At 66.8% G+C, this 17,486-nt stretch carries 16 protein-coding genes; 6 read left to right on the top strand and 10 right to left on the bottom strand.

Annotation, left to right across the window (positions count from 1 at the left end; all coding sequences use genetic code 11):
- Window positions 1–113: 113 nt before the first annotated feature.
- Window positions 114–1,553 carry a PhoH family protein gene (locus OM977_RS05615; protein ID WP_264356537.1) on the top strand — a complete coding sequence of 480 codons (1,440 nt, stop codon included), beginning with the start codon at window positions 114–116 and terminating at the stop codon, window positions 1,551–1,553.
- A 346-nt stretch (window positions 1,554–1,899) separates the two neighbouring features.
- Here OM977_RS05615 and OM977_RS05620 read toward each other — a convergent pair whose 3' ends face one another.
- Together OM977_RS05620 and OM977_RS05625 are read right to left on the bottom strand one after the other, a co-directional pair.
- Entirely contained in the window at window positions 1,900–2,547 is a 648-nt protein-coding gene (locus tag OM977_RS05620) for a GNAT family N-acetyltransferase (protein ID WP_264356538.1), read from the bottom strand.
- Window positions 2,548–2,583: 36 nt separating this feature from the next.
- Window positions 2,584–3,408, bottom strand: a complete 825-nt coding sequence (locus tag OM977_RS05625) for a hypothetical protein (RefSeq protein ID WP_264356539.1) — start codon at window positions 3,406–3,408, stop codon at window positions 2,584–2,586.
- Between the two features lie 59 nt (window positions 3,409–3,467).
- Between OM977_RS05625 and OM977_RS05630 the strand changes: the two genes are divergently transcribed.
- The 3 genes from OM977_RS05630 to OM977_RS05640 are packed head-to-tail and all read left to right on the top strand — an operon-like array spanning window position 3,468 to window position 5,410.
- Window positions 3,468–4,025 (top strand): prepilin peptidase, encoded by a 558-nt coding sequence (locus OM977_RS05630; RefSeq protein WP_264356540.1) that lies wholly within the window; start codon window positions 3,468–3,470, stop codon window positions 4,023–4,025.
- A gap of 59 nt (window positions 4,026–4,084) precedes the next feature.
- Window positions 4,085–4,555, top strand: coding sequence for an NUDIX hydrolase (locus OM977_RS05635; protein WP_264356541.1), 471 nt, complete (start codon window positions 4,085–4,087; stop codon window positions 4,553–4,555).
- 45 nt (window positions 4,556–4,600) lie between these two features.
- Entirely contained in the window at window positions 4,601–5,410 is an 810-nt protein-coding gene (locus OM977_RS05640; protein WP_264356542.1) for an alpha/beta fold hydrolase, read from the top strand.
- Window positions 5,411–5,521: 111 nt separating this feature from the next.
- Here OM977_RS05640 and OM977_RS05645 read toward each other — a convergent pair whose 3' ends face one another.
- Entirely contained in the window at window positions 5,522–7,237 is a 1,716-nt protein-coding gene (locus OM977_RS05645) for an MDR family MFS transporter (protein WP_264356543.1), read from the bottom strand.
- Window positions 7,234–7,911, bottom strand: a complete 678-nt coding sequence (locus tag OM977_RS05650) for a TetR/AcrR family transcriptional regulator (protein ID WP_442960700.1) — start codon at window positions 7,909–7,911, stop codon at window positions 7,234–7,236. Before OM977_RS05650 ends, OM977_RS05645 begins: the two co-directional genes overlap by 4 nt.
- 165 nt (window positions 7,912–8,076) lie before the next feature.
- Between OM977_RS05650 and OM977_RS05655 the strand changes: the two genes are divergently transcribed.
- The gene (locus tag OM977_RS05655) at window positions 8,077–8,745 is read left to right on the top strand and encodes a vWA domain-containing protein (RefSeq protein ID WP_264356545.1); all 669 of its coding nucleotides are present in this window, start codon (window positions 8,077–8,079) and stop codon (window positions 8,743–8,745) included.
- 130 nt (window positions 8,746–8,875) lie between these two features.
- Here OM977_RS05655 and OM977_RS05660 read toward each other — a convergent pair whose 3' ends face one another.
- From OM977_RS05660 to OM977_RS05670, 3 genes are all read right to left on the bottom strand, one after another.
- Window positions 8,876–10,312, bottom strand: coding sequence for a class II fumarate hydratase (locus tag OM977_RS05660; protein ID WP_264356546.1), 1,437 nt, complete (start codon window positions 10,310–10,312; stop codon window positions 8,876–8,878).
- Between the two features lie 62 nt (window positions 10,313–10,374).
- A complete protein-coding gene (locus OM977_RS05665) occupies window positions 10,375–10,989 on the bottom strand; it encodes a carbonic anhydrase (protein ID WP_264356547.1) in 615 nt (204 codons plus the stop codon).
- A gap of 10 nt (window positions 10,990–10,999) precedes the next feature.
- Window positions 11,000–11,680 (bottom strand): DUF4245 domain-containing protein, encoded by a 681-nt coding sequence (locus tag OM977_RS05670; protein ID WP_264357311.1) that lies wholly within the window; start codon window positions 11,678–11,680, stop codon window positions 11,000–11,002.
- Window positions 11,681–11,900: 220 nt separating this feature from the next.
- Here OM977_RS05670 and glpX point away from each other — a divergent pair, with 220 nt between their 5' ends.
- On the top strand, window positions 11,901–12,923 hold the full coding sequence (gene glpX, locus OM977_RS05675; protein WP_264357312.1) for a class II fructose-bisphosphatase: 1,023 nt from the start codon (window positions 11,901–11,903) through the stop codon (window positions 12,921–12,923).
- Between the two features lie 526 nt (window positions 12,924–13,449).
- Here the strand turns inward: glpX and OM977_RS05680 are convergent.
- The 3 genes from OM977_RS05680 to OM977_RS05690 all read right to left on the bottom strand — a co-directional run bounded on the left by OM977_RS05680 (window position 13,450) and on the right by OM977_RS05690 (window position 17,477).
- Window positions 13,450–14,439, bottom strand: a complete 990-nt coding sequence (locus tag OM977_RS05680; RefSeq protein ID WP_264356548.1) for a lipid II:glycine glycyltransferase FemX — start codon at window positions 14,437–14,439, stop codon at window positions 13,450–13,452.
- Between the two features lie 4 nt (window positions 14,440–14,443).
- Window positions 14,444–15,736 (bottom strand): mannose-6-phosphate isomerase, class I, encoded by a 1,293-nt coding sequence (gene manA / locus OM977_RS05685; RefSeq protein ID WP_264356549.1) that lies wholly within the window; start codon window positions 15,734–15,736, stop codon window positions 14,444–14,446.
- Window positions 15,737–15,839: 103 nt separating this feature from the next.
- Window positions 15,840–17,477: an LCP family protein gene (locus OM977_RS05690; protein ID WP_264356550.1), complete on the bottom strand. Its 1,638-nt coding sequence runs from the start codon at window positions 17,475–17,477 to the stop codon at window positions 15,840–15,842.
- Window positions 17,478–17,486 lie beyond the last annotated feature (9 nt).

The raw sequence follows: 17,486 nt of genomic DNA on the forward strand, positions 1-17,486 counted from the left end.
CAGTACATGGAGCGGACTTTCGCACCGGGTGTATGGGAGGCCGCATGCGGCCTTCGGGCCGAGCCGCCTCACCACTAACAAATCCGGGCATGCGCCCCGGGGCTGGAGTTGATGTGGCTATTTCTGAACAACTGCCCGACGTCGGAACCGACATGGGACAGAAGGCTACCTCTCGCGCCAAGCGAGCCACCTCAAAGACCGGTGCAGCGGATTCCGCCGCGACCGGTCTTGCTGTTTCCGGGGAAGGGACAGCAAGCAAGGAACCGGCCCGGAGCTTCGTGATTGACACCTCGGTGCTGTTGTCGGACCCTCGTGCCCTGCTGCGCTTCGCGGAGCACGAGGTCATTCTGCCGATCGTCGTGATCACCGAACTGGAAGGCAAGCGGCACGATCCCGAGCTTGGCTATTTTGCCCGCAAGGCGCTACGGCTCCTCGATGAGCTGAGGGTCGAGCACGGGGGCCTGGACCGGCCCATTCCGATCGGCTCCGACGGCGGCACGCTGATGGTGGAGCTGAACCACATCTCCGCCGACGTGCTCCCCGCCGGGTTCCGCGGCGCGGACAACGACAGCCGGATTCTCGCCGTCGCCAAAAGCCTCTCCAACGAGGGTCGGGATGTGACGGTGGTGTCCAAGGACCTGCCGATGCGCGTCAAGGCCTCGGCCATGGGGCTGCAGGCCGATGAGTACCGCAACGAGCTCGTCAAGGACTCGGGCTGGACCGGGGTGGCCGAGCTCGATGCGAGCGAGGAGGAGGTTGCGACGCTCTACGGCCACGAACCGGTTTTCATCCCGGCAGCTGCCGAGATGCCGGCGAACACGGGGCTCGTGTTGCTCTCCAGCAGGGGATCGGCCCTGGGCCGGGTCGGAGCCGACAAGCAGGTGCGTCTGGTGCGGGGTGACCGCGACGTCTTCGGACTGCACGGCCGTTCCGCCGAACAGCGGCTCGCGATTGACCTCCTGATGGACCCGTCCGTCGGAATTGTCTCCCTCGGCGGCCGGGCGGGCACCGGCAAGTCCGCGCTTGCCCTGTGTGCCGGCCTGGAAGCGGTCCTGGAGCGCCGGGAGCACCGCAAGGTCATCGTCTTCCGGCCGCTGTACGCGGTCGGCGGCCAGGAACTGGGCTACCTGCCCGGGTCCGAGGCGGAGAAGATGAACCCGTGGGCGCAGGCGGTCTTCGACACCCTGGGTGCGCTGGTCAGCCAGGAAGTCGTGGAGGAGGTGATGGACCGCGGCATGCTCGAGGTGATGCCGCTGACCCACATCCGCGGGCGGTCCCTGCACGACGCGTTCGTGATCGTGGACGAGGCCCAGTCGCTTGAAAAGAACGTCCTGCTGACCGTGATGAGCCGGATCGGCCAGAACTCCAAGATCGTTCTGACCCACGACGTAGCCCAGCGCGACAACCTGCGGGTCGGACGGCACGACGGCGTGGCCGCCGTCGTCGAGACGCTCAAGGGACACCCGCTCTTCGGCCACATCACGCTGACCCGCTCGGAGCGCTCGCCGATCGCGGCGCTCGTGACTGAATTGCTGGAAGGGGCTGAGATCTAAGTTTCGGCCGCCTCTTAGCAGGGGGCCGTGGCCGGGTTCGCCGGGCCGCGGCCCTTCGCCGTCGCTTAGACACGGCCCATAGGGTCCCGCTGCGGTCGCTGGGCGACCTCCGGGGACCGATGGGTCGCGATGCGCTCCTTCGCGAAGGACCGCGGTCCGGCGTGTGCGTTCTTCGCCTTTTGTGAAGGGCCATGTCCCGGCTGGCGAGTGGCTCACCTTCGCGGGAACGCGGTGTCCCGCGAAGGAGCGCATCGCCGACCAAAGCGGAGCGAAGGTCGCCCAGCGACCGCAGCGTAGCGACGGGAGGTGCCTAAGCGACGGCGGGCCGCCGCGGACACGCTCGTGTTTACTCGATCCCCAAGTATTTGGCGGTGGCTTCGTGGCCCTCCACTTTGAGTTGCCAGTCGGGGCGTTTGAAGGTGGCGGGAGTCAGGCGGACTTTTTGGACTTCTTGGGCCACGCCGCCCCAGGAGGCTCTGGTGACTCCGTTGAGTTCGTAGCCGAGGGAGCGGGAGACTCCGAGGGATTGTTGGTTCCAGGCGGCGGCCTCGGACTCGGCGGCTTCGGCGCCGAGCCAGTCGAAGGCGTAGAGGGCGACGGCGGCCCGCATCTCCTTGCCGAAGCCCTGACCCTGCGCGCTCCGGCGGAGCCAGGAGCCGGTGCTCACCGTCTTCAGGGTGGCGAAGTCCCTGGCCTCGATGTCCTGGCAGCCGATGAACTCACCGTCATGCCAGATGCCGAGCAGCAGGGTCCACTCCTGCGGCGACATGTTTCCGCGGCACCGCCAGTACCACCGAGCCATGTTGGGCCCGAGCTCGTCGGCCGGCATTTCGGCCCATGGCCTGCTGAAGGGGCTGCGGCCGGGCTCGTGGATGCCGCTCAGGGCCGCCTCCACCGCAGCCGGGATCTCCTCGTCGCGGATGGGGCGCAGGGTCAGGCGCGGTGTGGCCAGGGTCAGGCCGAAGGGGGGCCAGCAGGAGGCGAGCTCAGTCATCCCGGAAGCCTAACGGCAGGGGACAGGGACGGCCAATCACACGCCCGGTGACACGTCCCAGCTGATGTGCCGGCGAACGTCGGTCAGGTTCATGGACTCGGCCAGGAACAGGTCATCCAGCATGTACTCGTCCACGGCCAGGATCCGCAACCAGTGGCCGTAGCTGTCCGTGCCGCCCTCCAGCCAGCGGCTGGCGACGCACACGCCGGTACCGGCGTCGATCCGCACGAGGGTGCGGCCGGGCCGGCACAGCGGCGCGTCCGGGTACGCCGGGCGGTACCCGGCGTTGGGCGAAACGGTGGTTTCCAGCGCGGGGCGGCCCTCATGGTCAACCTCCGAGATGGCGCCGACCTCCACCGCGTTGGAGTTGGGGAATTCCAGTGGAACAGGGGCATTGCCGGCCAGTTCTACGGGATCCAGCGCGGCGCCGAATCTGCCGTTGCCGAAGCAGGGCTCGCCGTAGGCGGCCTCCGGGCGCCGCCGGACCAGGCCGCCGCCGTCGTACACCGGTGTGACCAGCTGCGGCGGCAGCAGCCACGACTTGCGTGTGGAACTCACGTAGAAGCCGTCCCGGGAATCATTGATTCCCGTCGTGCTGTGGAGGACCAGCCGCTCGGCGGTCTCGAGCCGCAGGGCACCGGGCCGGCGGAGCCAGGCACGCACCAGATCCGGACTTCCGGCAGCAGCGTCGCCTGCCGGGTCCGTGCCCGGGCTGGGAACGGGCCGGTCCAGGTACTCGAAGCGCAGCGACTGCCACTTCCAGGGCGAGGACCGGCACAGGTTGCGGAAGGTGGCCGCCTGCTCCGCCGGACCTTTGGGCGCGCCTGGCCCGGGGCGGTTTCTGCTGTCCCATGCGGCCATATCCACAGTGTACGCGCGGGCCCGGCCGCGTTCTGGGGAATATCCAGTAGCATCCGAGGGTGATCCAACGACTCCGGGAACTAGGCGAGGTGGCGCCGCTGGCCTTCTGGCTGGTGCTGCTGGCCTGCGCCTACTTCACGGCGATGGCGGTGCGGCTCACGGTAATCGATGTCCGGTACCACCGCCTGCCGGACCGGATCGTTTTCCCTTCCTACGCCGTGGCCGGCGCGCTGTTGCTGGGCGCGGTGGCCATCCATGCCGGCGCGGGGGCAGCTGCCGCGGCCGCCGTGCCCGACGCCGAGGCAGGTCTTTTCGGCGTGCCCGGCCTGCGCGTCGTCGCCGGCGGTGCTGCGCTGTGGCTGTTCTATTTCCTGCTGAGGGCGCTCTACCCGCCCGGAATGGGCTTCGGCGACGTCAAGCTTGCAGGCGTCCTGGGCATGTATCTGGGTTTCCTGGGCTGGCCGCACGTCCTGGCCGGGACCTTCGCCGCGTTCCTGTTGGGTGGGTTGTGGAGCCTTGGCTTGTTGGTCTCGCGGCGCGGCACGCTGAAGTCGAGCATCCCGTTCGGACCGTTCATGCTCGCCGGAACTGCCGTGGCCATGTTGATGCCGACATGACACGTTTCCTGGCTTCGCCGCGCACGCCCGTCCAGGGAAGCGCCGGTTAGGCTGGCGGGATGGCTACCCCCGACTTCATCCTGAAGCTGCGCGAAACTATCGGCCACGACATGCTTTGGATTCCGGCGGTCCGGGGCGTGGTGTTCGACGACGCCGGGCGGGTCCTGCTCGGCCAGCGTGCCGATAACGGGCGGTGGGGCCTGATCGCCGGGATCCTGGAACCGGGCGAGGAGCCGGCGCCAGGACTGCTGCGGGAGATCCTGGAGGAGACGGGCGTGGTCGCGGCCGCAGAGCGACTCGTGGAGGTGGACGCCTCGGGCCACGTGACGTATCCGAACGGGGACGTCTGCCAGTTCCTGACCATGGTGTTCCGCTGCCGGTACGTTTCGGGGGAGGCGACAGTGAACGACGACGAGTCCCTCGCCGTCGGCTGGTTCCGGCCCGGGGACTTTCCTGAGCTCATTCCGGGGCACTTGGAGGGCATTGAGAGGGCCGCGAAGGCGGATGGGGCCGCGCACTTCCGGCACTAAGCGCACTTGATGCAGGAGGGTGGCCAGGCGTCCTACACTGTCCGGATGGAAGCCATGGTCAGTGGAGTGCCTGTGCATTACGCCGGGTACGGCAGCGGCACGCCGGTTCTCGCCCTGCATGGGGCCGGGGTGGATCATGGCGAGATCGCCGGCGCTCTTGAACCGATATTCAGCACCGTGCCTGGCTTTCGGCGCCTGTATCCGGACCTGCCGGGGATGGGCCGCACCCCGGCGCCCGGGACGATCACGAGCAACGATGACGTCCTGGACATTCTCCTCGGCCTTATCGACAGCACGATGGGTGATGAGCCGTTTCTTGTCATTGGTCAGTCGTACGGTGGGTACTTAGCCCGGGCGATTGCCAACCGGAGGCCTGATCAGGCTGTCGGGTTGGCGCTCATCTGCCCGGTTGGTGCGCAGACGCGGAACGTGCCTAAGCACGAGGTCCTGGTGTCGTCAGCCGACCTGACCGGACTGGACCCGGATCAGGAGGCAGCCTACCGCAGTTACTTCGTTGTTCAGACGGCGGAAACCCTGCGCCGGTTCCAGGAGCATGTGGCTCCTGGAACATCTCTTGTGGACGAGCCGGGCCTGCTGCGAATCTTTTCCCGCTGGGAGCTCCGGGATCGGCCGGAAGCCGCGAAACCCTATCCGCATCCAGCGTTGATCCTTGCCGGGCGGCAGGATGCCACGGCCGGGCACACAGGCCCGGGCGAGTTGATTGAGCACTACCCTCGGGCTACCTTTGCCGTGCTTGATCGCGCCGGGCACGCTCTGCTGCACGAGCAACCTGACCTCGTGCAGGCCCTCGTTGCCGAATGGCTCAGGCGCGTTCGTGAGCGTTCGACGACATGACGTAGTCGACCCGGGGTGCGCGAACGGCCACGGAAAACGACCCGCAACAACACAAAGGACGCCGCAACTCGAGGAGTTGCGGCGTCCTTACTCCTCTCTTGGCAGTGTGCCTTAGCGGCGCACAGCGGTGAGTTCGTCGTCGTCCGTGTGTACCGCGGCGCCGCCATCGGCGGGAGTGGCTGCACCTGCCGCAGCGGAGTTCCCGGCCGAAGCGGTACCGCCGGCGTGGCGTTCCGCTTCGAGGCGCTCGGCCTCCTCGCCGCCCACGGCCTCGCCACGTGCCACCATGCCTGCGGTGTCCGAGAGCGGGATCTGTTTCAGGGTGAGTGCCAGGATCAGGGCGATGCCGAGGAAAGGCAGCAGGTACCAGAACACCGGAGCCAGCGAATCGGCGTAGGCGTTGACGATCGCGGCCTTGAGCTGTTCCGGGAGCTGGCTCAGCGCCTGCGGATCCAGGGTGCGGGTCGACTGCGAGGCCTGGTCGGCAGTGGCGCCGGCCCCGGTGAACGCGTTGGTCAGGGACTCGGCGAGCCGGGTGGTGAAGATGGAGCCGAAGACCGCGACGCCCAGGGACGCTCCTACTTCGCGGAAGTAGTTGTTGGTGCTGGTCGCGGTGCCGATCTGGTCCGCGGGAACCGAGTTCTGCACCACCAGGACGATCACCTGCATGATGGAGCCCAGGCCTGCGCCGAAGACAAGAAGCTGGACGCAGATGACCCAGATGGGCGTGGCAGCGGTGAGGGTGGTCAGCCACAGCATGGCGGCGATGGTCAAGGTGGCCCCGAGGATGGGGAACATCTTGTAGTTGCCGGTCTTGGAAATCCGGATGCCCGAGAAGATGGCCATGCCCATCAAGCCGACCATCATGGGCAGCATCAGCAGGCCGGATTCAGCGGCGGAGGTGCCGGAGGACATCTGCAGGAAGGTCGGGACGAAGGCGATTGCCGCGAACATGCCCAGCCCCAGGGTGAAGCCGATCGCCGTCGAGTTCACGAAGATCCGGTTCTTGAACAGGCTCAGCGGGATGATGGGGTCTTCGGCCTTGCGCTCCACGAGCACGAAGGCCAACGCCGCCAGCACCATGCCGGCCCCGAAGGCCCAGGTCAGGGGGGAATCCCACCCTTCGTCCTTCTTGCCGCCGAAGTCGGTGAAGAAGATCAGGCAAGTAGTAGCAGCGGACAGCAGCAGCACGCCGAGAATATCAATGCGCTTTTCGGCCTTCTTGTTCGGCAGCGTAAGGGTGAACCAGGCAATGGCAAACGCCGCAATCCCGATGGGGATATTGATGTAGAAGGCCCATTCCCAGGTCAGGTGGTCCACGAAGTAGCCGCCAAGCAGCGGACCGGCGACGGCGGAGAGGCCGAAGATCGCGCCCAGCGGGCCCATGTACTTGCCGCGGTCCTTGGCCGGCACAATGTCGGCAATGATGGCCTGCGAAAGGATCATCAGGCCGCCGCCGCCCAGGCCCTGGAGGGCGCGGAAGATCACGAAGCCCCAGAAATCGGTGGCGAACGCGCAGCCCACCGATGCGAGCGTGAAGAGCCCGATGGCGACGAGGAACAGGTTCCGGCGGCCCAGGATATCGCCGAACTTACCGTAGATGGGCATCACGATGGTGGTGGCCAGCAGGTAGGCGGTGGTGATCCAGGCCTGGTGCTCGACGCCGCCGAGCTTGCCGACGATAGTGGGCATGGCAGTGGAGACGATGGTCTGATCCAGGCTTGAGAGCAGCATGCCGGCGATCAGGGCGGAGAAGATGATCCAGATGCGTTTCTGGGTCAGCAGCAGCGGCTCGGCTGCCGGTGGGGTGGTCAGGGCGGTGCTCATTGCGGTCCTTCGGCGGGTTTGGACGGGAGGTTGAGGGGGAGGGAAAAGAGTGCGCGGGCGGCTTCGACGTTCTCGAGCAGCATGTCCCTGTAGGGGCGGGTGTTGCCTGCTGAGAAGTAGGCGGCGCTTGTCCGCCGTGCGACGGTGCCCAAGAGGGTCACCGCCATCCGGACCACGGGGTGGTCGTCCGGGACGCCCTCCCGGGCGCCAAGCATCCGGGCGAATTCGGCCTCGCGTTCTTCGGAGGCGCCGATGATCCGCAGCATCAGCTGCGGTTCCTTCTGGATGACGCCGATCAGCTGCCGGGTCTCTTCCTCGGAGGAGCTCATCCGTTCGGACAGGTCCAGGGAGAGCTGCACGAGATCGGAGAGCAGCGAGCCGGAGATGGTGCCGGCCGGTGAGCCTGCACCCCCGGCGACGAAGCGGCTGACGATCTCTTCCGGAAAATCGTCGTCCACATGCCCGACGATCGCGTCTTCCTTCGAGGGGAAGTAGTTGAAGAAGGTCCGTCGGGAGATGCTCGCCCGTTCGCAGACTTCCTCGACGGTATAGCCGTTGAGGCCGCGCTCGGCAGTCATCGAGCGGGCGCTGGCGGTAATGGCCGCGCGGGTAGCGGCGCGTTTGCGCTCGCGGAGGCCGCCCTCAATATTTGCACTGTGAATCACAAAGTACATATTTGCACTCATCATGTTTAAGTGCAAAATGCATCCTGATTGCGGGCTGCGGGTACCCGGAGGCTGAGGAGCGGTCTTATTGTCGGTGGCCGGACGTACCCTGCTTTTGTCCAACCATCCGCTGGAAAAAGTTGGCCCGGGTGTCCGGGCCGGAAATGGGGAAGCATGACCGACTCTGCCCTGACCCACGTTCATGTCCTGCTGGACCGATCGGGATCCATGAGTGCCATTGCGGACGACACGGTGGGCGGTTTCGCTGCCTTCGTCCGCGAACAGCAATCGGTGGCCGGCCGTTGCCGGCTCTCCCTCGCCCAGTTCGACGACACCTACGAGCGGGTCTACGCCGCCATGGACATCCAGGATGTTCCTCCTCTGGACCTGCAGCCGCGCGGCAGCACGGCCCTCCACGATGCCATGGTGCGGCTGATCGGGGAGGCCGGCGCGGAGCTGGCGTCCCTGCCCGAGGACCAGCGCCCGGGCACGGTCCTTGTTGCCGTGCTGACCGATGGCCACGAGAACTCCTCGCGGGAGGCAACCGGAGCCATGGTCAAGGCTCTGGTCGAACAGCAGCAGAGCCAGTGGGGGTGGCAGTTCACCTACCTGGGCGCCAACCAGGACGCCGTGTTGACGGCCAGCAGCCTGGGCATCCGGGCCGAGGACGCCTTGACGTATGCCGCGGGGAACGTGGACGCGGCCTTCTCGGTCCAGTCCGCCAAGACCCGCCGCCTGAGGGAGGCCCGGATCGGTGGCGCCAGCATGGCGGACGCCGCCGCGGCAGCGGCATATACGGTGGAGGAGCGGCGGGCTGCTGGGGGAAAGCCGCCCCGGACCTAGCCGCTGTAGACGGTACCGGATCAGGCGCCAGCACGACGCCGGCCGGCACCCTTCAGCTGAAGGGTGCCGGCCGGCGGAGGGCGGTCAACAGTCGGTTAGGCCTCGTGCGGTCTAAACCTTGTTGTGTGGACTAGGCCTTGTGCGGCGGACGCGTCATGGACATGACGTCCAGTGCGGTGTCCAGCTGTTCCTCGGTCAGTTCGCCGCGTTCCAGGAAGCCCATGGCCACCACAGTTTCGCGGATGGTCAGGCCCTCGGCCACGGCCTTCTTGGCGATCTTGGCCGCGTTTTCGTAGCCGATGAACTTGTTCAGCGGGGTGACGATGGACGGGGAGGCCTCGGCCAGGAAGCGTGCGCGCTCCACGTTCGCGGTGATGCCGTCGATCATCTTGTCCGCCATGACGCGGCTGGTGTTGGCCAGCAGGCGCACGGATTCGAGCAGGTTGGCGGCCATGACCGGGATGCCGACGTTCAGTTCAAAGGCGCCGTTGGTGCCGGACCAGGCGATGGCGGTGTCGTTTCCGATGACCTGCGCGCAGACCATGATGGAGGCTTCGCAGATGACCGGGTTGACCTTGCCGGGCATGATCGAGGAGCCGGGCTGGAGATCCGGAATCGCGATTTCGCCGAGGCCGGTGTTGGGTCCGGAGCCCATCCAGCGCAGGTCGTTGTTGATCTTCATGAAGGAGATCGCGATGTTGCGCAGCTGGCTCGAGGCTTCGATCAGACCGTCCCGGTTGGCCTGGGCTTCGAAGTGGTCGCGGGCCTCGGTCAGCGGCAGCCCGGTGTCGGCGGCGAGGAGTTCGATCACGCGCTCCGGGAAACCGGCCGGGGTGTTGATGCCGGTGCCGACAGCCGTGCCGCCGAGGGGAACTTCAGCCACGCGGGGGAGGGAGGCGTTGATGCGCTCGATGCCGTAACGGACCTGCGCAGCGTAGCCGCCGAATTCCTGGCCCAGAGTGACCGGGGTGGCATCCATGAGGTGCGTGCGGCCGGACTTCACGACGTCCTTGAACTCGACGGCCTTGCGTTCCAGCGACGTCGCCAGGTAGTCCAGCGCCGGGATCAGGTCATTGATCAGGGCGGAGGTCGCCGCCACGTGAACCGACGTCGGGAAGACGTCGTTCGAGGACTGCGAGGCGTTGACGTGGTCGTTCGGGTGGACAACCTTGTCGCTTCCCGCCGCTTTGAGGGCGCGGGAGGCAAGCTCGGCGAGCACCTCGTTGGTGTTCATGTTGGAGGACGTGCCGGAGCCGGTCTGGAAGACGTCGATGGGGAAGTCGCCGTCGTACTTCCCGGCAGCGACCTCATCGGCAGCGTCGGCGATCGCCTGGGCGAGCTCGCCGTCGAGCACTCCCAATTCAGCGTTGGCCTGCGCGGCAGCCTTCTTGACCCGCGCGAGGGCCTCGATGTGGGCGCGCTCCAGGGTTTTGCCCGAGATGGGGAAGTTCTCGACTGCCCGCTGCGTCTGTGCGCGGTACAGGGCGTTGACAGGGACGCGGACTTCGCCCATCGTGTCGTGTTCAATGCGGAACTCTTCGGTGTTCAACTCTTCAGTGGAGGTCATGGAGCTAGCTTATTGGGCGGAGGCGGCCGGGGCTAAAACCGTGAAGTGCCCCGATCCGTCTCTTAGAGCTCGCCGACGCCGGAAACGAGGTCCGCCCGGCCATCCGCGAGGCTGTACGACAATCCAATGACTGCGGCTCGTCCCGTTTCAATTGCGGCGGAAATCACACGCGAGCTGTCAACCAGCCGCTGCGAGGTCTGCTTGACGTGCTCCACCACCATGTCGTTGACTTCGGTCTCATTGTTGCGGAGGGAGGTCAGGACGGAGGGCGTGATCCGCTCGACGAGGTCGCGTATGAAGCCGACCGGCATCTGGCCGGTTTCGACGGCGGACTTCGTGGCGCTGACAGCTCCGCAGCTGTCGTGTCCCAGCACCACAATCAAGGGAACAGCCAGCACGCTGATGCTGTATTCGAGCGAGCCGAGCACGGCGTCGTCGATCACCTGGCCCGCGGTGCGGACCACGAACGCGTCGCCCAGACCCAGGTCGAAGATGATCTCGGCCGCCAGCCGCGAATCGGAGCAACCGAAGATTACGGCGAAAGGGTGCTGGTTCTCCACGAGGGAGGACCGACGCGAGGCGTCCTGGTTCGGGTGTGAGGAAGTGCCGGAAACGAAGCGTTCGTTGCCTTCGCGGAGACGGCGCCAAGCAAGTGCAGGAGTCAGGTAAGTGGCCACGGCCACTACCTTACGGGGACGGAGCGGTGGAGGGTGAAACTGTTGCTTCGGGATTACTGTCCAATGACTTCACGACGGCGGCGGCCAGCGCGCTGAACTCGTCCAGCTGGGCGGGACCAGTCAAGATGACGGTGGTGCCGCGGTGGACCAGCACCATGCTCTTGTCGCCCTTGCCGCTGTCCCGGAGTTCCCAGTCCCGTCCGCCGGCGTTCCGGGTTCCCGTCACGGGAGCGTTCCTGACCTGCTGCAACAACCAGGTGGGGTTGGACTGCCGGGTCTGCACCAGACCGATGAAGGACTCCTTTGGAGTGATGTAGCCGACCTCCCAGGTGGCGACTCCGCTGCCCGTGCCGGACTCCCAACGGGCGTAATTCGGACGGAATGTGTCGCCCGCGGAAGGGGCCAGCGGTGTGAATCCCGCCACACCCGCAGCGTTCTGCGCAATGGCACTGACATTGACGTCAGGCCGGTAGCCGTCGCTCTTCGGTGACGGATTCATCAGCACGATCGGAAGGAAAGTGCCGATGCTCAGCGCCAGCGCGATGATCATTCCGATGACCGATGCGTTCGCCCGCTTCGCCGCCCCCGGCGCGATCACGGGCTTGACGGGCGGCTGGACCTCAGCGCGGGCGGCGCCCTGGGCGGTTCCGCCGGCGGGGGTTGCTGGGTCTGTGGCGGACGTATCCTGCATTTCACTCACACCTCTATAGTCGCCCATGCCGGAGCCGTTCTCACATTCGGGCGGGCGGGCTGGGGATTTGGTGAGGTGTTTCACGGGAGGGTCATGCTGAGACGTAGCTTTCCTGCGCGACTATGATCAGTTACAGACGAATCACCGCGACGGATCGACCTTGGCCGTCCGGCATCAATGATCGCCACTCGAAGAAGAGGTTCACGTGACACCAGCGCCCATGTCCCAGAAATACTCCACGCTTTCCCCGTCGCTCGCCGTCGGGATCGATGAGCCTGACCGCAACCTCGCACTGGAACTGGTCCGCGTCACCGAAGCCGCGGCCATCGCCGGTGGCCACTGGGTTGGCTTCGGGGACAAGAACAAGGCCGACGGTGCCGCCGTCGACGCCATGCGCTCCTTCTTGCAGACGGTCCACTTCAACGGCGTTGTCGTCATCGGTGAAGGCGAGAAGGACGAGGCCCCGATGCTCTTCAACGGCGAGAACGTGGGGGACGGAACGGGCCCTGAGTGTGACGTCGCCGTCGACCCGATCGACGGAACCCGCCTCGCCGCCCTTGGCATCAACAACGCCCTGGCCGTCCTGGCCGTCGCGGAGCGCGGGTCCATGTTCGACCCCTCCGCGGTCTTCTACATGGAGAAGCTCGTGACGGGCCCGGAAGCGGCCGACATGGTTGACCTGCGCCTGCCGGTCAAGCAGAATCTGCACCTCATCGCCAAGGCCAAGGGCGTCAAGGTCAACCAGCTCAACGTCATGATCCTTGACCGGGACCGCCACCGTGGGCTCGTGGAGGAAATCCGCGAAGCCGGTGCCCGCACGAAGTTCATCATGGACGGCGACGTCGCCGGGGCTATCGCGGCCGCACGCGCCGGTACCGGAGTGGATGCCCTCATGGGTATCGGCGGAACGCCGGAAGGCATCGTCTCGGCCTGCGCCATTAAGTCCCTCGGCGGCGTGATCCAGGGCCGCCTATGGCCCACGAGCGATGAAGAAAAGCAGAAGGCCATCGACGCCGGTCACGACCTTGAGCGCGTGCTGTCCACCAACGACCTCGTGTCCAGCGACAACTGCTATTTCGCGGCCACCGGCATCACCGACGGTGACCTGCTCAAGGGCGTGCGCTACTCCAAGGACAAGGTTCTCACCCAGTCCATCGTGATGCGCTCCAAGTCCGGCACTATCCGGTTCGTGGACGGCGAGCACCAGGCCAGCAAGTGGGAAGGCTACGCCCGTAAGGGCTAGGCCGCCGCGGACCAGCGTCCGCAGCGACCAGTAGCACCACCGGATCCCGGGACGCACTTTGCGCCCGGGATCCGCTGCGTCCGGGGGCGGGGTCAGTTCCTCACCCAGGGACATGTCCAGTGCTCGCGCTAAGGAATGAGCAGATTGGCATTCTGTCCATTGGTCAGGCCCAGGGAGGGGCATGTCCAGTGGGAGCAGGGGCCGGGCTGGCCGCGCTCACCAGCCTGGGCGGGGGACATGTCCAGTGGCCGCGCTAAGGAATGAGCAGATTGGCATTCTGTCCATTGGTCAGGCCCAGGGAGGGGCATGTCCAGTGGGAGCAGGGGCCGGGCTGGCCGCGCTCACCAGCCTGGGCGGGGGACATGTCCAGTGGTCGCGCTAAGGAATGAGCAGATTGGCATTCTGTCCATTGGTCAGGCCCAGCGGGGGACATGTCCAGTGGGCGCAGGGGCCGGGCTGGCCGTGCTCACCAGCCTCAACAGCGGACATGTCCACTGGTCAGAGGGAGCAGCGTCCCCGCCTAACGTTAGCGCCGGAGGGCTGGAAGCTTGTCCCTCAATGGACGGAGCTTCGCGGGGATCGTCTTCGCGGCCTGCGCCGCCCGGCGGGCGAGTTGGTATGCGGCGTAACGCAGCTTCTGTACGGGCAGGTCCCAGGTTCCCGGGTACTCCACCCCGCGTCCGCCGAACGATTTCTTGAACGCCGTGAAACCGGCCCACTTGTGGTCCGGCTGGTCTTCCGGGGCCACACCCCAGAGGTCCACGTGCTTCAGGCCCTTCGCCTGGGCATCGGCGATCAGGGTCACCAGCAGCGGAATCCCGGCACTGAGCTTGCGGTGGGTATCATCCAGCGCGGCATGGGCGTAGGTGCGGGTGTCCGCCGAGTCGTACGCCAGGGCCGCGGCGATGGGCGTGCCCTCCAGTTCGGCGATGAACAGCGTCGCGGCGCCGGCCGGCATCAGGGAACGGGCCACCTGGCTGAGGTATTCGTCGCTCTGGGGCTTGAAACCGTTGCGTGCGGCCGTCATGTGCAGGAACTCCAGCAACACCGAAATCTCGGCCGGATCCTGGCTGGAGCGGAACGTCACGCCCTTCTTGTGGATGTTCCGGTACAGGTTGCGGTTCACCGGCTTCATGTCCGCCAGGACTTCCTTGAAGTCGCGGTCCAGGTCCACGATCCAGCTGAGCTCGGGCTGCTGGCTCGCCGGCGCGGGCTGCAGTCCGCGCCCGCGCAGCACGGCGGCGGCGTCGGGGACCCGCAGGCCGGCGCTCACAGGCTCGATCCGGACAAACACCGCGCCGCGGCGGCGCGCAAGTTCCGTCAGCGCCGTTAGGGCGGCGTCGAACGCTTCCAGCGATGCGGCCACCGGACCGTAGGGTGCGTACAGCAGCTTCCCGGCCGGGTTCGACTCCTCTACCGCGAGGAAGCTCCAGCCCGGCCCGGCCTCTTCATGGACGGTCCGGCCCAGTGCGCGTAGGAAGTCGGCCCATCGGGGGCCCTGCAGGAAATAGTCCACGTTGTCAGGCCTTCAGTCCGGTGGTGACGGCAAACGCCAGGGCAGTCTCGGTGGCACCGGAGACGGAGTGGACGTTGACCGGGGCCTCGGCGGCGGGCAGGAATGCGCTGGCGCCACGGTCGAGGCGAAGCTCGCCCTTGGGGGAGTCGAGCAGGACGGCGCCGGCGACGACGAGAACCACGGCGGCGCCGGATTGTGCCAGCGGAACCGGCCCCCCGCCGGGCCGAAGTTCCACCCGTTGCAGCTGGAACTCCCGGAACGGGGGACAGAAGAGTTCCTGGCCGAGCATCGTGGTCTCGGCGTCGAGCATCGGCACTCCAACGGACTCGAATGCCACGGTTTTGAGCAGCTCCGGCACATCCACGAACTTGGGCGTCAGCCCGCCGCGGAGCACGTTGTCTGAGGAGGCCATGACCTCGATGCCGAGGCCGCGCAGGTAGGCGTGCACGTTGCCGGCGGGAAGGTACACGGACTCTCCCGGGGCCAGCGAGATCCGGTTCAGCAGCAGCGAGATCAGCACGCCCGGGTCGCCGGGATAGTCGCCGTTGAGGTTGACGACGGTGGTCAGCTCCGCCACGTGCGTTGCCATGGGCGCTCCGGAGATGAGGGCCGCGACGATCATCGCGGTGGCGTTCGAGACGTCCTCGCCGCCGGCGATCAGCCGTTCGAAGGCGGCGCGGAGGGCCGCCGGCTCGTCGGGCTGGGCCAGATCATCCAGCAACAGGGGCAGCAGCGGCGGAAGCTCCAGCCCGGCCAGGTCAAAGCAGGCGGCCAGATGCAGGAAAACGGCCCGCGACTCCGCGGCCGGCCGGAAGCCGCACAGCGCCTCGAAGTCCGTCAGCGCGAAGATCATTTCAGGTTTGTGGTTGTCGTCCTTGTAGTTGCGTTCGGCCGCGGCCGGGTCCATGCCGGCTGCCTCCTCGCGCGCAAAGCCTTCCCGCGCCTGTTTGAGCGTCGGGTGGACCTGGAGGGAGAGCGGGCGCTCGGCGGCGAGGACCTTGAGCAGGAACGGGAGCCGGGGACCGAATTCGGCCAGGCTCTCGCCGCCCAGATGGTGTGCCGGGTCCTCCGCGATCAGGGCGTTCAGGCTCCGGCGGCCGTCGTCGTCGGAGCCCGCGGCGTGCGCCCCGCCGGAGCCGGACGCCGCGTATGAGAGCGCCACGGACGGGGAATCGGGGTGCGCGCCGATCCACAGCTCAGCCTCGGGACCGCCGGAGGCGGTCCGGCCGAGCAGTTTGGCGATCGCCGTCGTGGAACCCCAGGCGTAAGGCCGGAGGACGTTCTCGAGTTCGTACACTGCCTGGTCCCTATCTGGTCAAGAACGTTCGGTCGTGGAGGTTTCGGCGGAGCACCTGATCCGGTCCCGGCCGCGTCCCGCAGTCCGGTGTGCGGGGAAGATACTACAGGGGCGCGCACTGCCCGTTCGTGGCGACCAGGTCGCGGATCGACTGTTCGTCGCCCTGGCGCTTGAAATTGTTGAGCATCTTTTCCGTGATCGGTTTGCCGTCCGGCGTCGTGGTGACCGGGGTGAAGTCCGACGGCGACGGCGCGGGCTGCGTGCCCGGGACCGCGCCGGCGGCGGAGAGCGGTCCGGGCGCCGCAGCCTGGGGCAGCACGCCGTCATCGGCGGAAGCCGAGGCCTTCGCGGCGAGGAGCTGGTCCACCCGCTCCTGGATGACGTCAAAGTCCGGCACCGTGGAGAAAGACGCGTCGAAGTCGGGCGGGCCGATGGTCAGCCGGCCCACGTCCTGGCTCTTGGCCTTCATGGCAAGGTCTACGAAGCTTCCGAGCTGGCTTGCAGAGATGTTGGAGTCCACCACCTTGGTGCCCGCCTTGGCAATGTCTTCGAACTTGGACAGCAGGGTGGCCGGATCGAGCTGTTTGAGCATGGCCTGCTGGACGCACTGCTGCCGCTGGATCCGGGCGTAGTCGTCCACGAATTCCCGGGAACGGCCGTACCAGAGGGCGTGGTAGCCGTCCAGGGTCTGGTCCCCGGCGGGGATCCAACCCAGCGGCATGCCGTGAATGCCATTGGCCTCGTCCACCATGTCACCGCTCATGGGGACCCAGCCGCCGGCCTTGATCCTGATGCCGCCCATCGCGTCGATGAGCTTGGAGAAGCCCTCCATGTCCACCAGCACGTAGGCCTGGACCTTGATGCCGAGCGTTCCGGAAACCGCCTCGAGCGTCGCCTGCGCCCCCGGATCCTGCACCCCGGGGTACAGGTCCTGGTGCTCGTTGGTGACTTCCGTGTTGATGGCGTTGATGAGGCACTCGTCGCCGCAGTCGTAGCCGTCGGGGTAGATGCTGCGCATGGGGGAGTCTTCGCTGAACTGCGCGTTCTGCAGGTTGCGCGGCACCGAAATGATGGCGGTCTTGCCGGTCTTGGCGTCAACACTGATGACGGAGAGGCTGTCCGGCCGGCGCCCCGTGCGGTCCGCCCCGGCGTCGCCGCCCATCATGAGGAAGTTGTACCGGCCCTCGGACGGTTCGATAGTGGGGCCGTTGGAAAAGATGTTCCCGATCGCGTCGCGTCCCACGTTGAGCAGGTAGGCCGCGTAGCCGAGTGATCCGCTGCCGAGGACCATTGCAAGCACCAGGGCCACGACGACGGCGGGACGCACTTTCGGCCTCAGCAGGACGGGGCGGATCAGGCGCAGCGTGTTGTAGAACAGGACGGCCCAGCCGAGGGCAAGCGCCGCGAGGCCAATGACCAGCAGGAGCGAAGCGAGGGGGTTCGTGATCAGGTTGATCAGCGTTGAACGCGCGGTCAGGAGCAGGACCACCGCCAAGAGGACCAGGGCCCACACCACCAGCGTGACGCGCAGGGCGGCCCGCCCCAGCCGCCGGTTGCCCGCAACGATCTGGGCGCTTCCGGGAACCAGCAGTGTCATCAGGACCAGCAGGAACGCGCGCTTGGTCAGGACCGGTGCCGCGGCGCCCGAGGGATACCGGACAGGGTTCGTCAGGGACGGCTGCTGGTTCTGCCGATCCGGCCGCTGACTGTTCTGCGGCGCGGGGGCGTAGCTGTTGGTCATCAGGTAATC

The organism is Pseudarthrobacter sp. MM222, from assembly GCF_947090775.1.
Lineage (GTDB): Bacteria > Actinomycetota > Actinomycetes > Actinomycetales > Micrococcaceae > Arthrobacter.

What these genes read in the sequence shown, in the direction of transcription:
- OM977_RS05625 (WP_264356539.1), bottom strand. Translation starts at nt 3,408, where the DNA reads ATGGCCGCATGGGACAGCAGAAACCGCCCCGGGCCAGGCGCGCCCAAA.
- glpX (WP_264357312.1), top strand. Translation starts at nt 11,901, where the DNA reads ATGTCCCAGAAATACTCCACGCTTTCCCCGTCGCTCGCCGTCGGGATC.
- OM977_RS05620 (WP_264356538.1), bottom strand. Translation starts at nt 2,547, where the DNA reads ATGACTGAGCTCGCCTCCTGCTGGCCCCCCTTCGGCCTGACCCTGGCC.
- OM977_RS05690 (WP_264356550.1), bottom strand. Translation starts at nt 17,477, where the DNA reads ATGACCAACAGCTACGCCCCCGCGCCGCAGAACAGTCAGCGGCCGGAT.
- OM977_RS05645 (WP_264356543.1), bottom strand. Translation starts at nt 7,237, where the DNA reads ATGAGCACCGCCCTGACCACCCCACCGGCAGCCGAGCCGCTGCTGCTG.
- OM977_RS05640 (WP_264356542.1), top strand. Translation starts at nt 4,601, where the DNA reads ATGGAAGCCATGGTCAGTGGAGTGCCTGTGCATTACGCCGGGTACGGC.
- OM977_RS05655 (WP_264356545.1), top strand. Translation starts at nt 8,077, where the DNA reads ATGACCGACTCTGCCCTGACCCACGTTCATGTCCTGCTGGACCGATCG.
- OM977_RS05635 (WP_264356541.1), top strand. Translation starts at nt 4,085, where the DNA reads ATGGCTACCCCCGACTTCATCCTGAAGCTGCGCGAAACTATCGGCCAC.
- OM977_RS05660 (WP_264356546.1), bottom strand. Translation starts at nt 10,312, where the DNA reads ATGACCTCCACTGAAGAGTTGAACACCGAAGAGTTCCGCATTGAACAC.
- OM977_RS05670 (WP_264357311.1), bottom strand. Translation starts at nt 11,680, where the DNA reads ATGCAGGATACGTCCGCCACAGACCCAGCAACCCCCGCCGGCGGAACC.
- OM977_RS05650 (WP_442960700.1), bottom strand. Translation starts at nt 7,911, where the DNA reads ATGTACTTTGTGATTCACAGTGCAAATATTGAGGGCGGCCTCCGCGAG.